The organism is Jatrophihabitans sp., from assembly GCF_035474675.1.
Lineage (GTDB): Bacteria > Actinomycetota > Actinomycetes > Mycobacteriales > Jatrophihabitantaceae > Jatrophihabitans_A.
Map to the genome: position 1 here is coordinate 15,582 of NZ_DATINC010000150.1, position 13,486 is coordinate 29,067.

Annotated in this window: 11 protein-coding genes and 1 pseudogene; 7 read left to right on the top strand and 5 right to left on the bottom strand. The window is 71.0% G+C overall.

Features of this window, described 5'->3' with window-relative positions; genetic code table 11:
• The first annotated feature begins 73 nt into the window (after positions 1-73).
• Complete coding sequence (locus VLJ82_RS17615; RefSeq protein ID WP_408664667.1) at positions 74-619, top strand: flavin reductase family protein; 546 nt, start codon at positions 74-76, stop codon at positions 617-619.
• Here VLJ82_RS17615 and hrpA read toward each other — a convergent pair.
• Entirely contained in the window at positions 602-4,744 is a 4,143-nt protein-coding gene (hrpA, locus tag VLJ82_RS17620) for an ATP-dependent RNA helicase HrpA (protein ID WP_408664668.1), read from the bottom strand. The two genes, VLJ82_RS17615 and hrpA, sit on opposite strands and share 18 nt — an antisense overlap.
• 159 nt (positions 4,745-4,903) lie before the next feature.
• On the opposite strand from hrpA, the gene VLJ82_RS17625 reads away from it, so the two are divergent.
• Positions 4,904-7,030 carry a CARDB domain-containing protein gene (locus tag VLJ82_RS17625; RefSeq protein ID WP_408664669.1) on the top strand — a complete coding sequence of 709 codons (2,127 nt, stop codon included), beginning with the start codon at positions 4,904-4,906 and terminating at the stop codon, positions 7,028-7,030.
• Positions 7,027-7,485, top strand: a complete 459-nt coding sequence (locus VLJ82_RS17630) for a hypothetical protein (RefSeq protein ID WP_408664670.1) — start codon at positions 7,027-7,029, stop codon at positions 7,483-7,485. The genes VLJ82_RS17625 and VLJ82_RS17630 overlap by 4 nt, the downstream gene beginning before the upstream one ends.
• Positions 7,486-7,705: 220 nt before the next feature.
• On the opposite strand, the gene VLJ82_RS17635 is transcribed toward VLJ82_RS17630, so the two are convergent.
• Complete coding sequence (locus VLJ82_RS17635) at positions 7,706-7,894, bottom strand: heme biosynthesis protein HemY (RefSeq protein WP_408664671.1); 189 nt, start codon at positions 7,892-7,894, stop codon at positions 7,706-7,708.
• A 179-nt stretch (positions 7,895-8,073) separates the two neighbouring features.
• Here VLJ82_RS17635 and VLJ82_RS17640 point away from each other — a divergent pair.
• Positions 8,074-8,259, top strand: a pseudogene (locus VLJ82_RS17640) (metallopeptidase family protein); the annotation flags it as partial.
• 41 nt (positions 8,260-8,300) lie between these two features.
• Complete coding sequence (locus VLJ82_RS17645; RefSeq protein WP_408664672.1) at positions 8,301-9,059, top strand: class I SAM-dependent methyltransferase; 759 nt, start codon at positions 8,301-8,303, stop codon at positions 9,057-9,059.
• Positions 9,060-9,167: 108 nt separating this feature from the next.
• Here VLJ82_RS17645 and VLJ82_RS17650 read toward each other — a convergent pair whose 3' ends face one another.
• The gene (locus VLJ82_RS17650) at positions 9,168-10,448 is read right to left on the bottom strand and encodes a phospholipase D-like domain-containing protein (protein WP_408664673.1); all 1,281 of its coding nucleotides are present in this window, start codon (positions 10,446-10,448) and stop codon (positions 9,168-9,170) included.
• A gap of 140 nt (positions 10,449-10,588) precedes the next feature.
• Here VLJ82_RS17650 and VLJ82_RS17655 point away from each other — a divergent pair, with 140 nt between their 5' ends.
• Together VLJ82_RS17655 and VLJ82_RS17660 are read left to right on the top strand one after the other, a co-directional pair.
• Positions 10,589-10,930, top strand: coding sequence for a metallopeptidase family protein (locus VLJ82_RS17655; RefSeq protein ID WP_408664674.1), 342 nt, complete (start codon positions 10,589-10,591; stop codon positions 10,928-10,930).
• Positions 10,931-10,937: 7 nt separating this feature from the next.
• Positions 10,938-11,663 (top strand): VOC family protein, encoded by a 726-nt coding sequence (locus VLJ82_RS17660; protein WP_408664675.1) that lies wholly within the window; start codon positions 10,938-10,940, stop codon positions 11,661-11,663.
• A gap of 99 nt (positions 11,664-11,762) precedes the next feature.
• Here VLJ82_RS17660 and VLJ82_RS17665 read toward each other — a convergent pair whose 3' ends face one another.
• The gene (locus VLJ82_RS17665; protein ID WP_408664676.1) at positions 11,763-12,428 is read right to left on the bottom strand and encodes an MBL fold metallo-hydrolase; all 666 of its coding nucleotides are present in this window, start codon (positions 12,426-12,428) and stop codon (positions 11,763-11,765) included.
• Positions 12,425-13,486, bottom strand: a 1,062-nt coding sequence (locus VLJ82_RS17670) for a DUF4032 domain-containing protein (RefSeq protein WP_408664677.1), incomplete at its 5' end; no start/stop codon positions are given. The genes VLJ82_RS17670 and VLJ82_RS17665, both read right to left, overlap by 4 nt.

Below are 13,486 nucleotides of genomic sequence, written 5' to 3' on the forward strand. Positions count from 1 at the left end.
AACGAGCGGACGGCCGGGCAAGCAGGCACGTTCGAGATAACTCGGACGGCACCCGCGTGGCTACGCTGGCCTCGTGAGTGAGGATGTGGCGGCCGCCTTCCGCCCAGACCTGCGCGGTCCGGACGCCGACCTGTTCCGGCACGTGCTGGGGCACTACCCGACCGGCGTGGCGGTGATCACCGGCTACGCCGAGCGCGGCCCGGTGGGCATGTCGATGAACTCCTTCACCTCGCTGTCGCTGCACCCGCCGCTGGTGCTGTTCTGCCCGGCCACCTCCTCCTCCACCTGGCCGATCCTGCGCGAGATCGGCAACATCGCGATCAACGTCCTGTCGGCCGGCCAGGAGGCGCTGAGCCGCAAGTTCGCCACCCGGGTGGCGGACCGGTTCGGCGACGAGTCCTGGTCGGTGGGTGAGAACGGCGCACCGTTGCTGCACCACGCGCTCGGCTGGCTGGAGTGCAGCGTCCGCAGCGAGGTGCTCGCCGGTGACCACTCGGTGGTGATCGCCGAGATCGAGCGGATGAACGTGCACTGGGAGATCACCGAGCCGCTGGTGTTCTTCCGCGGCCGGTACTACCACGGCATGGTCGAGGCGGTCGAGTCAGAGGACACCCGCTGACCCGGCCGACTCCACCGACTCCTCCAGCGCGTCCATCGCCTTCTGGATGCGCGGCACCGACACCGGATGGGCGGTGCCCAGCCGCTGCGCGAACAGGCTGACCCGCAGCTCCTCGATCATCCAGCGCAGCTCGGCCAGTCCCGCGCCGGCCGGGCTGCCCTCGCCCAGCTTGGCCCGCAGCTCGGCAAGATCGGCCAGCACCACCTCGACCTGGGCCTGCCGGTCCCGGTCGCGGGCCAGGTTGCCCGGCGCGTCGGCGAGCCGGTGCGCCATCGCGCGCAGGTAGCGGGGCAGCTGCGGCAACTGCTCCGCGCCGGTGTCGGTGACGAAGCCGGGGTAGACCAGGCCGGCCAGCTGGGTCCGGACGTCGGCGACCACCGGGGCCAGCGGGGGAGCGGTGGCTGCTTCCAGGGCCAGCTCCACCTCCTGCGCGGCAACCATCACCCTCTCCACCGTCGCCACGATGGCCGCCGCGGTGGCCGGCAGCTCCGCCGCGACCCGGGCGCGCAGCTCGGTGAAGCCGGCCCGGTCCCAGCGCGGGCCACCGGCCGCCGCCATCAGCTGGTCCACCGCGGCTGCCACGCAGTCGGCCAGCAGCGCGGCGGGGGAGCCGTGCGGTGCCCGGCTCAGGGTCAGCCGCTGCGGCAGGCTCAGCCCGCGGATCAGCTGCTTGACCGGTGACGGGATGGTGTTGACCAGCAGCTGCCGGGTGCCGATCGCCATCTGGCGCCGCTGCTTGGCCGCCGAGTCCAGCACTCTGATCGCGACCGCCCCGTTCTCGGCGACCAGCGACGGGTAACCGGTCACCGGGTAGCCGGCCACCTCCCGGCGGACGGTGCGGGGCAGCGAGTCCATGTCCCAGTCGGCCAGCCGGTCGCGGGCGAGGTCCGCGGTAACGCTCTGCAGGGTCGCGGTGACGGCGGGCGCGAACTTCGCCTGCAGCTCGGCCAGGTCCTTGCCGGAGCCGAGCACCGCGCCGTGCGAGTCGAGCACCCGGTAGGTCGGGCGCAGGTGGCCGGGCAGCCGGTCGAGGTCCCAGGCGTCCTCCGGTATGTCGATACCGCGCAGCGAGCGCAGTTCCGCGCTCAGCACCCGGGGCAGCCGGCCGGTGGAGTTGCCCAGGTCGTCGGCCAGTGCCGCGACCAGTGCCGCCGCGGTGTCCGGCACCGGCACCACCGAGCGGCGCAGCTGCTTGGGCAGGGTGCGCAGCAGCGCGGTCACCAGCTCGGTACGCAGTCCCGGCACCTGCCAGTCCAGGCCGGCGGCGGTGGCCTCGTTGAGCACCGGCAGCGGGATGTCGACGGTCACCCCGTCGGCGGCCGAGCCCGGTTCGAAGTGGTAGCTCAGCTCCAGCTGGAAGTCGCCGGCCGTCCACCGGTCCGGGAACTGCTCGGCCGAGATGGCTTCCGCGCCCGGCCGGACCAGCTGGCTGGTGGACAGGTCCAGCAGGTCCGGCCGCTGGCGGCGGGTCTTCTTCCACCAGGCGTCGAAGTGCCGGCCGGAGGTGACCGCGTCCGGGATGCGCTGGTCGTAGAAGGCGAACACCGACTCGTCGTCGACCAGCAGGTCGCGCCGGCGGGCCCGGTTCTCCAGGTCCTGCACCTCGGCCACCAGCGCCCGGTTGGCGGCGAAGAAGTGGTGCCGGGTCTGCCAGTCGCCCTCCACCAGCGCGTGCCGAATGAACAGCTCCCGGGACAGCCGCGGGTCGATGCCGGCGTAGTCGACCTTGCGGGCCAGCACCAGCGGCACCCCGTACAGGGTGACCCGCTCGTAGGCCACCACCGCGGCCCGGTTGCGCTCCCAGTGCGGCTCGCTGTACGTGCGCCGGACCAGGTGCGGCGCCAGTTCCTCGGCCCACTCGGGCTGGATGCCGGCGTTGACCCGGGCCCACAGCCGGGACGTCTCCACCAGTTCGGCGGCCATCAGGTAGGTCGGCTGCTTCCTGAACAGCGCCGAGCCCGGGAAGATCGCGAACCGGGCGTTGCGGGCGCCGAGGTAGTCGCGCCGGGCGGTGTCCTTCAGCCCGATGTGGGACAGCAGCCCGGACAGCAGGCTGCGGTGCACCTGCTCGGGGTCGGCCGGCTGGTCGCCGATCCGGACGCCCATGGTCTTGACGATCTGGCGCAGCTGGCCGTACAGGTCCTGCCACTCCCGGATGCGCAGGTAGGACAGGTACTCGGTCCGGCACATCCGGCGGAACTGGCTGGACGACAGCTGCTCCTGCTGCTCGCGGACGTGCCGCCACAGGTTGAGGTAACCGGCGAAGTCCGACGTCGGGTCGGCGAACCGGGCGTGCTGGGCGTCGGCGGCCTGCTGGTGCTCGGCCGGCCGCTCCCGCGGGTCCTGGATGGACAGCGCCGCGGCCAGCACCAGCACGTCCCGGACGCAGCCGCGCCGGTCGGCCTCCAGGATCATCCGGGCCAGCCGGGGGTCCACCGGCAGCTGGGCGATCCGCCGGCCCAGCTCGGTCAGGCTGTGCTGTGCCGGCGCGCGTCCCGCCGCACCGGTCGCCAGCGCGCCCAGCTCGGTCAGCAGCGCCAGGCCGTCCGCGACCTGGCGGGCGTCCGGCGGGTCCAGGAAGCCGAACTCCGCGACCGGCCCGAGGTCGAGTGCGGCCATCTGCAGGATCACCGAGGCCAGGTTGGTGCGCAGGATCTCCGGGTCGGTGAACTGCGGCCGGGACTCGTAGTCCTCCTGGGAGTACAGCCGGATGCAGATGCCTTCCGAGGTGCGCCCGCACCGGCCGGCCCGCTGGGTGGCCGAGGCCCGCGAGATCGGCTCGATCGGCAGCAGCTGCACCTTGGTGCGCTGGCTGTAGCGCGAGATCCGGGCGGTGCCGGCGTCGACGACGTAGCGGATGCCGGGCACCGTCAGCGAGGTCTCGGCGACGTTGGTGGCCAGCACCACCCGCCGGCCGCGGTGGTTGGTGAACACCCGGTGCTGCTCGGCCGCCGACAGCCGGGCGTACAGCGGCAGCACCTCGGTGTCGGGCAGCTTCAGCGCGGTGACCGCATCGGCGGTGTCGCGGATCTCGCGCTCGCCGGACAGGAACACCAACACGTCGCCGGCCGGTTCCCGGCTGAGCTCGGTGAGCGCGTCGCAGATCGCGGTGATCTGGTCACGGTCCTCGGCATCCTCCGGCTCGTCCGGGTCGACGACCGGCCGGTACCGGACCTCGACCGGGTAGCTGCGGCCGGACACCTCCAGTACCGGGGCGCCGTCGAAGTACTCGGCGAAGCGCTGCGGGTCGATGGTGGCCGAGGTGATGATCAGCTTCAGGTCCGGACGGCGGGGCAGCAGCTGCTTGAGGTAGCCGAGCAGGAAGTCGATGTTGAGGCTGCGCTCGTGCGCCTCGTCCAGGATGATCGTGTCGTAGCCGCGCAGCAGTCGGTCGCGCTGGATCTCGGCGAGCAGGATGCCGTCGGTCATCAGCTTGACCAGGCTGGTGTCCGAGACCCGGTCGGTGAACCGGACCGCGAAGCCGACGGCCTGCCCCACCTCGGTGCCGAGCTCCTCGGCGAGCCGCTCGGCGACCGCCCGGGCCGCGATCCGGCGCGGCTGGGTGTGCCCGATCATCCCCCGCACGCCGCGGCCCAGTTCCAGGCACAGCTTGGGTAGCTGGGTGGTCTTGCCCGACCCGGTCTCACCGGCCACCACCACGACCTGGTGCTCGGCGATGGCCGCCAGCAGGTCGTCGCGGCGCTGGCTGACCGGCAGCTCGGGCGGGTAGCTGATCGCCGGCACCGCCGCCCGGCGGGTGTGCAGCCGCTGCTCGGCCTGGTGCAGGTCGGTCTCCAGCGCGACCAGCCGGGCCGGGTCGGCGCCGGCCTGCTGCAGCCGGCGGCTCAGCCGGGCGGACTCCCGCGGGCCCAGCTCGGCGATCCGGCGGCCCAGCTCGGCGATCCGGCGGCCCAGTTCCGCGGCCTGCCCCGGCGCTGCCGGCCGGCCCGGCTCGCGGTGTGCTCCGCGCCGGTCGGCGGGCCGGGAACGGCGGGACCGCCGGGGTGACCGGGACTGCTGGGACGGCTGGGACGGCCCGGAAACCCCGGAAATCCCGGAAACCCCGGACGGCCCGGACTGCTGGGACGGCCCGGACTGCTCGGGGGGCGGCGCTGGCGAGGACATGTGCCTTCCAGGCTAGTGCCGCCCACCACCGGGATTCGGCCGCCAACCCGAGGGCTGTTCCGGATAAAACGGGCGAGTTGCCGGGCTTGCCATGGCATGGTGCCACCACCGGCCAGTGGCAAACCGCCAACTCACAGCAAATCCGTAACGTGTATAGGTATGCGTCGTTACCCAGGCATGCTGAGCATGCGCCGTACCCCCGGCATCAAGACCCCGTCCGCGCGCCGCCGGCTGGCCCTGGTCGCCGTCGCCGCCACCGCGCTCGCCATCTCCGGAGTGGTCACCGCGTCCGGAGCCACCCCCGCCGCCGGCACCGTCACCGACACCAGCGGTGCCAAGACCTGGACCGGTGGCCCGTTCCTCACCCCCAACGTCACCGCCCAGGCGGGTGACCCGGTGTGCACCCTGCCGCAGTCCTGCGACGACTACGCCCTCACGGTGTCGACGCCGGCCGGCTACGGCGACACCAACAACCTCAAGATCTCGGTCGGCTGGCCCAACTCGGCGGCTGACTTCGACGTCTATGTGCTGAACTCCGCCGGTGCCGTGGTGGGCACGGCGGCGTCCTCGGCGGACCCCGAGGTCGTGGTGCTGCCGCCGACCAGCGGCACCTACACGGTGCGGGTGGTGCCGTTCGCCCCGCTCGGCCAGAGCTACTCGGCCAGCGCCGGCATGGTCGCCAAGGCCACCGACGGCGCCCCGCCGTCGAGCGCCACCCCGCCGTCGATGGCCAACTACGGCGCGCCCGAGTCACTGCCGGACGCCCACAACGCCGGCGAGCCGTCCATCGGCAACAGCTTCAAGACCGGCTCGACGTTCTACCAGTCGTACCTGTCCACCTACAAGGTGACCTTCAACGACGCGGTGACCCCGCCGGCCGCCTCCTGGGCCGACGTGTCGGCGAAGGCCGCCAACGGCTGCCTGGTCGGCTCGACCGCGTCGCTGGACCCGATCCTCTACACCGACCAGACCACCGGCCGGACCTTCGAGTCCCAGCTGTCCGGGCTGAACTCGCTGACCTGCTACACCGACAACGAGGGCGCCACCTGGAACCCGAGCACCGGCGGCGGCATCCCGTCCGGTGTCGACCACCAGACCCTCGGCGGCGGCAACTTCGTGGCCGGCGACCCGCTGAACGCGGTGAACCTCTACCCGCGGGCGGTCTACTACTGCAGCCAGGACATCGCCACCGCGTTCTGCGCGCTGTCCCGGGACGGCGGCACCACCTTCGGCGTCGGCGTGCCGGTCTACAGCCTGCTCGACTGCGGCGGCCTGCACGGCCACATCCAGGTCGCGCCGGATGGCACCGCCTACGTGCCGAACAAGAGCTGCGGCGGCGCCCAGGGCGTGACGGTGTCTACGGACAACGGCAAGACCTGGACGGTGCACACGGTGCCCAACAGCATCCCGGGTGACAGCGACCCGGCGGTCAGCATCGGCGCCAACGGCACCGTGTACCTGGCCTACGCCAACGGCGACGGCACCCAGCACGTGGCGGTCAGCCACGACAAGGGCGCCACCTGGGCCCGGGACTTCAACGTCGGCGCCTCGGCCGGCATCAAGAACGTGGTGTTCCCGACCGCGGTGGCCGGCGACGACAACCGCGCCGCGGTCAGCTTCATCGGCACCACCACCGCCGGCAACTACCAGGACGCGGCGAACTTCCACGGCATCTGGCACCTCTACACCGCCTTCACCTACGACGGCGGCCAGAGCTGGGTGACGGTCGACGACACCCCGAACGACCCGGTGCAGATCGGCTCGATCTGCACCGGCGGCACCACCTGTGGCAACGACCGCAACCTGCTCGACTTCATCGGCTCCACCATCGACAAGCAGGGCTGGGTCGAGGTCGCCTACGCCGACGGGTGCACCGGCAGCTGCGTCACCAGCGGCGTGAACAACTTCGACGCCTACGCCACCATCGCCCGCCAGTACGCCGGGCTGACGATGTTCGCGGCCAACGACCCGCTGCCCAACGTGGCGGTGTCGGGGCTGACCTCGGCGGTGGCCACCAACGGCTCGTCCTCGATCACCGCCACGGTGACCAACCTGGGCAAGTCGGCGGTGACCACCCCGGTCCAGTTCACCGTCAACGGCAAGGTGCTCAGCACCTCGGCGCCGGTGACGCTGGCGGCCGGGCAGTCCAAGACGGTGACCGCGGCCTGGAGCACCAAGCAGCTCAAGGGCAGCCAGACGGTGCAGGCGCTGGCCGATCCGGCCAACGCGCTTACCGAGTCCAACGAGGCGGACAACCGGCGCTCGATCAGCGTGGCGGTCAAGTGACGTTACTGGGCAGGGCCGTCGCGACCGCGACGGCCCTGATCCTGGTTGCCGGCTGCGAGAGCGAGGCCGAGAAGGCGAAGGAGAAGGACGAGAAAGCGCTGAAGGCGTCGGCGAGTTCGGCGGCCTGCGCCAAGGACGCCAAGGCGGTGCCGGCGCCACCCGGTTTCCCGGCCGCGTTCCCGCTGCCCAAGGGCCTGGTCATCACCAACGCCGAGGACCGTGGCAACTCCGGCCTGGTGGTGCAGGGGGTGACGGCCACCGCGTTCAAGGACGTGCTGGCCGGCCTGCAGTCCGACCTGCCGTCCAAGGGCTTCACCCCGAAGAACGGTGAGACCGAGCCGCACGACGCCGAGTCCGACTGGTCGTCGGCCGACTACGACGGGCGGTGGGCGATCCGCGAGGCGGACCAGTGCGGGGGTCAGACCCTGGTGTCGGTGGTGGCCCGCAAGAAATAGTTTCGAAGGCATTCGCGCGCGAGCGCACCATACGGTGCCGCCGGCTGGTAACTCCGCCGGCGGCACTGTCCATTCTCCCGCGCTGCCGTGGGTTGTTGCCCGATCCACACCCCTTCAGTGGACTGTCATAACAATCGCTCGTCATGACCGCCGTTCGTTATGACGATCGCGTCAGTGCCTTCCGGCAGCAGTCGTGCGCGCCCTGCCAGGGCCGGCGGCGTCAGCCGCCCAGATGGCGGAACATGAAGTCGCGGTCGGTATCGCGCCCGCCTTCGGGATCTCGTGCGACGTTCGTATCCTTGGTCTCTACGGTGTCCTCCAATCTCACGCGCTCAGGCAGCCGTTTGAACCGCTGCGAGTCGGCTGCCGGCTCGGCGATGTCGTCTGGTTCTTCTTCCTGCTCACCCATGCTGGGAGTATGCGCCTCGCAGGCGCCCATGGCGCCCGACGAGAAAGGTCGGCTCGCCTTCCGGCGTCGAGCCGGAGCTGCTCGAGCGACGGGACTGCCCGCTAACACGATGGGGATCGAGACGAGCATGGTGATCGTGCACAGGTCGCCGGCGTGCGGCCGATCCGGTCCGGCAGCGCGGGGTCGCCATGGTTGAGGTAGCTCCGGACCGGTTCGAGGCGATGGTCACCATCTATCACCGGGCGATCTGCTCCATCTGCGACACCGAGGCCGAAGTCGTGGAGGAGGTACGCCGGACGGTGATCCACGAAGTGGGCCACCACTTCGGCATCGACGACGACCGCTTGCACGAGTTGGGCTGGTGAGGTGCGGGCACCGCGACCGGCCGGCGGCTAGATTTGGCGCCATGAGCTTCGAGGTCGACGCATCGGCCTACGGCGAATTCATGGGCCGCTACTCCGAACCGCTCGCCGCCGAGTTCGCCGCCTTCGCCGACGCCGGCCCGGGTCAGCGCGCCCTGGATGTCGGAGCGGGTTTCGGAGCCCTGACCGCGGTGCTGGTGGAACTGCTCGGCGCCCGGGCAGTCGCGGCGGTCGACCCTTCCGCCGCTGCCGTGTCGGCGATCCGGCTGCGACTGCCCGACGTCGACGCCCGGCAGGCACCGGCAGAGCGGTTACCGTTCCCGGACAGCTCGTTCGATCGCGTGCTCGCCCAGCTGGTGGTGCACTTCATGGACGACCCCCGGGCCGGGATCGCCGAGATGGCCCGGGTCACCCGGCCCGGCGGCGTGGTGGCCGCGTGCGTCTGGGACCACGCCGGGGGTCTGGGGCCGCTCGCTACCTTCTGGCGCGCGGTGCGCGACCTCGATCCGGACGCCCCCGACGAGTCGACCTTGCCGGGCACCCGCGAGGGGCAGCTGGCCGAGTTGTTCCGCAGCGTCGGCCTGCACCCGGTGGAGCAGGCCGCGCTCACCGTGAGCGCCCTGTTCGCCGACGTCGACGCCTGGTGGCGGCCGTTCACCCTCGGCGTCGGACCCGCCGGAACCTACGTCGCGAACCTGACCGCGGAGCACCGCGAGGGCCTGCGTGCCCGCTGCGCGGAACTCCTTCCGCCGGGCCCGTTCACCGTCGACGCGACGGCATGGGCGGTGCGAGCCTCCAGCTAGCCGTCCGGCGCGAACGCCTTGCTCACGCAGGGATCGGGCGCTGCCCGGCCGGGACGGAAGCAGGTGTCGCCGCGACAGGTGTCGAGGGTCCGCGCTGATGCCAGCCCGCTACTCGCCGCCACCCTGGGCCGGGCAGGAGGTGGCGGTGCACACCGTGCCGGTGCTGTAGGCGTCGCCGAAGTGGCTGTAGAAGGCCTGGTACAGGACCTGCGGCACGCCCTGGATCTTGACCAGCAGCTCGTCGTTGATGCTCAGCGCGCTCTTGGTGAGATTGTGCGAGCCGGTGAAAATCGTGTACCGGTTGGTCGTCACGTCGGCGTAGCTGCCGTAGAAGATGATCAGCTTGTCGTGCACCGGCGCCGAGTGCACCGCGATCCCGTTGCTCACCAGGGTCTTCAGCACGCCGGGGTCGATGCTGCCGACCGTGACGTAGACCTTGCAGCCACCCTTGTGCAGGCTGGCCAGCTGGGTGACCACCGCCGAGCGGGTGTCGTGGATGGTGGCCTCCATGACCCGGAGCTGGCAGGACGAGTTCGGGTTGACGTAGCTGAGCCGATCGACCACCAGGTCGGTCTGCTGCTGCGGCGAGACGTAGCCGGTCACCCCGGAATAGCCCGAGCTGAAGTAGCCGCGCGGGGTGGAGACGTCGTAGAAATCGTTGCCGGGGTAGCTGTTCTCCTGCCACATCGGCGTCCACACGTAATTGATGAAGTCGTCGTACAGGGTGGCGTCGCCATACACGGTCACGCTGTTGTTGAACAGGTTCGCGCCCGAGGCGAAGGTCTCGTTGGGAGAGCCGAACCAGGTGACGTTGGACTGCATCACCCCGGCCAGGTCCTGGGTCTGGCTGAACAGCAGGTACTTGGCGTGCATCAGGCTGCTCGGGTCGTTGGACAGGCACCCGCCGCCGTAGGCGAGCCCGGCCGAGCCGTGGTCGCACCAGTGGTGGTTGGCGCCGAGCAGTGCGGCGAGGTCCGTCGGGCTCGAGTCGCTGGAGTTCTTGTCCTCGCCGTTGTGCACCACCTGCACCAGCACGCCACGGGCGACCGCGTCGGCGATCGCCCGGTAGACGGTGTTGGCGGTGATGCTGTAGATCGCCATCCGGATCGTGGCACCGCCCGGCGTGCAGTTGACCAGCCGGATGATCTCGTTGAGCTGGGCGAGATCCTGGCCACCGTGGGCGACCGGGTCGTTGAAGGTGGCCTCGACCTGGGCCGAGGCCACGGTGGCCGTCACCGACTGCGGCGCGACGGTGTTGCAGTTCGGCGAGACGGTGCCCAGCGCCGAGACAGCCGATACCGCGCCGACTGTCGGTTGAACGGCGACCAACCCACCCGTCAGGACGGCGGTGAGGGATGCCGCGAGGAATCCCATCCGGACGTGGCGCATCGTGGCCTCCTACACAGTCGGAACTTCGTCCGAAATCAGTGATATGTCACGCTACGCAGCTCCGCGCTGAGATGCCACTGGCGGCATCGCCGGTGAGCCGGCCACGCAGAGCGCCGACTCGTCGTCCTCATACTGGGTGGATGGTCGAGGTAGATCCCGCTCGCTTCGAGGCGATGGTCGGCGAAGCGTTGGACGGGTTGCCTCCGGACCTGGGCCGGCTGATGCGCAACGTGGCGGTCGTCGTCGAGCACGACGACGGCCCGCCGGGCCTGCTGGGGCTCTACCGCGGTATCCCGTTGACCGAACGCACGAGCAACTACTCAGGTGCGTTGCCCGACCAGATCACCATCTACCGGCAGGCGATCTGCTCGTTCTGCGGCAGCGAGGAGGACGTGGTGGAGGAAGTACGCCGGACGGTGATCCACGAAGTAGGCCACCACTTCGGCATCGACGACGACCGGTTGCACGAGCTGGGCTGGTGAGCCGGCGATGACCGCCCGGCTGCTCGCCCTGTGCTTCGATGCCAACGACCCGGCCCGCCTCGCGCGCTTCTGGGCCGGCCTGCTGGGCTGGGAGCCGGCCGCCGACCGCTACGGAGGCACGACGCTGGTGCCGAGCGATGACACCGGCTTTCAGATCCGCTTCCTCCCGACCCAGCAGCAGAAAACCGTCCAGAACCAGATGCACTTCGACCTGACGAGCACCTCCCTGGACGACCAGCAGCGGACAGTGGCGAAGGCGCTCGACCTGGGCGCCCGGCATATCGACGTCGGTCAACGGCCGGAGGAGCCGCATGTGGTGCTCGCCGACCCCGAGGGCAACGAGTTCTGCGTCATCGAGCCGGGCAACGGCTTCCTCGCCGACTGCGGATTCGTCGGGGCGGTGGCGTGCGACGGCTCGCAGGAGGTCGGGTACTTCTGGAGCGAAGCACTGGGCTGGCCGCTGGTGTGGGACCAGGACCTCCAGACCGCCATCCGCTCGCCCCGCGGCGGCCCGAAGATCACCTGGGGTGGGCCGCCGCTGAAGCCGAAGACCGGGAAGTACCGCCTGCACTTCGATCTCGCGCCACCCGCCGGCGGCGACCAGCTTGCCGAGGTGGAGCGGCTCGTCGCCCTCGGCGCGCGCCGGATCGACATCGGCCAGGGTGAGCTCGACTGGGTGGTGATGGCCGATCCCGACGGCCACGAGTTCTGCGTGTGGCCCGCGGGCGCCTAACGCGCTCTGGATGTCGCCCCGGATGGGTAGCCGGTGAGCGTGATACCCAGCGGTCATCAGAGCGCCGCGTGAGTATCACGCAGGGCCGGAAGAACAGCCCTACCAGCCGCGGGCGCGCCACTCGCCGAGGTGCGGACGCTCGGCGCCCAGCGTCGAGTCGTTGCCGTGGCCCGGATAGAACCAGGTGTCATCGGGCAGCACGTCGAAGACCCGCCGCTCCAGGTCGTGCATCAGCGACCCGAAGTCGTCCGGAGAGGTCGTGCGCCCCGGCCCGCCGGGGAACAGCGAGTCGCCGGTGACCAGGTGCGACGAGCCGTCCGGGTCGCGGTAGTGCAGCGCGACCGAGCCCGGGGTGTGCCCGCGCAGCACGATCACCGACAGCTCCGCGTCGCCGACGTGCACGCAGTCGCCGTGCTCCAGCCGCCGCTCGGTCGGCACCGGGATGCCGGCCGCGTCGTCGACGCCGGCCAGCGTCCGCGCCCCGGTCTGGGCCACCACGGCGGCCAGCGCCTGCCAGTGGTCGGCGTGCCGGTGAGTGGTCAGCACGGTGGTCACGGTATCGCCGCCCAGCCGCGCCAGCTCCAGCAGCCGGTCCGGCTCGTTCGCGGCGTCGACCAGCATGGCCTGGCCGGTGGCCCGGCAGCGCAGCAGGTAGGCGTTGTTGGACATCGGCCCGACGGCGAGCTTGGCGATGGTCAGCCCGGACAGCTCGCGGACGTCGACCGCACCGCCGACCGAAACCTCACCCGTGTACGAACCAGTCATTCTCGGATCACCGGAAGCTCCTCAGTAATGGGATCGGTCAACACCTGCACGCCGGCGTCCGGGAGCTGGGCCAGCACCGTGGCCACGTAGTCCTGCACCGCCGCCTGCCGGCCGACGTCCTGGCCGGACCGCTCCGACATCAGCCACCGGTGCTCGGCGATCTCGTGGAACAGCTCGGCGTCCGGCAGCTTGCGGCGCAGCTCGGGCGGCACCATGGACAGCACCCCGTAGAACTTCTCGTCCAGCCACCGCCGCGCCGCCAGGTCCTCGGGGATGTCGTGGCCGACACCCTCGATCCATTTTGCGCGGAACCGCGCCAGGTCCGACAGGATCAGCCGGGCCTGGTTCTCCTGCACCCGCAGGCCGGTCAGCGCGTACACCCGGCGCTGGTGGTGGCCGGGCTCGACGACGTGGGTCTCGAAGCGCAGCTTGCGGCCGGCGTCCTCGGTCCGGATGCCGATCTCGGAGACGTCGAAGCCGAGCGAGTTCAGCCGCCGGACCCGCTCCTCGACCCGGTAGCTCTCGCCGGCCGGGTAGACCTGGTCATCGGTCAGCTCGGCCCACAGCTGGTCGTAGCGCGGCTGCAGTCCCTGGGCCATTTCGATGGGATCGGCGTCCAGCGACAGGTAGCCGCCGGCCTGCAGGTCCATCAGCTCCCCGGCGATGTTCTCGGTGGCGATGGACAGGTCGTGCAGCCGCTGACCGCGGGACAGCTGCGGGTGCATCTCGCCGGTCTCGGCGTCCACCAGGTAGGCCGCCAGCGCCCCGGCGTCGCGCCGGAACAGGGTGTTGGACAGCGAGCAGTCGCCCCAGAAGAAGCCGGACAGGTGCAGCCGGACGAACAGCTGTGCCAGCGCGTCGAGCAGCCGGGAGCGCAGGTCCGGCAGCGACCGCTCGGTGAACAGCGACCGGTAGGGAAGTGAGTACGGCAGGTGCTTGGTCAGCAGCAGCCCGTCCAGGTGGTTGCCGGAGTGGTCGCTGCGGTCCAGCACGGTGCCGAACGCCTCGACCACCGGCACCGACGCCTCGGCCAGCTCCCGCAGCAGGTGGTGCTCGCG

Excerpts from the sequence above, each read along its gene's own strand:
- hrpA (WP_408664668.1), bottom strand. The coding sequence starts at position 4,744 with ATGTCCTCGCCAGCGCCGCCCCCCGAGCAGTCCGGGCCGTCCCAGCAG.
- VLJ82_RS17625 (WP_408664669.1), top strand. The coding sequence starts at position 4,904 with ATGCGTCGTTACCCAGGCATGCTGAGCATGCGCCGTACCCCCGGCATC.
- VLJ82_RS17635 (WP_408664671.1), bottom strand. The coding sequence starts at position 7,894 with ATGGGTGAGCAGGAAGAAGAACCAGACGACATCGCCGAGCCGGCAGCC.
- VLJ82_RS17645 (WP_408664672.1), top strand. The coding sequence starts at position 8,301 with ATGAGCTTCGAGGTCGACGCATCGGCCTACGGCGAATTCATGGGCCGC.
- VLJ82_RS17650 (WP_408664673.1), bottom strand. The coding sequence starts at position 10,448 with ATGCGCCACGTCCGGATGGGATTCCTCGCGGCATCCCTCACCGCCGTC.
- VLJ82_RS17655 (WP_408664674.1), top strand. The coding sequence starts at position 10,589 with ATGGTCGAGGTAGATCCCGCTCGCTTCGAGGCGATGGTCGGCGAAGCG.
- VLJ82_RS17660 (WP_408664675.1), top strand. The coding sequence starts at position 10,938 with ATGACCGCCCGGCTGCTCGCCCTGTGCTTCGATGCCAACGACCCGGCC.
- VLJ82_RS17665 (WP_408664676.1), bottom strand. The coding sequence starts at position 12,428 with ATGACTGGTTCGTACACGGGTGAGGTTTCGGTCGGCGGTGCGGTCGAC.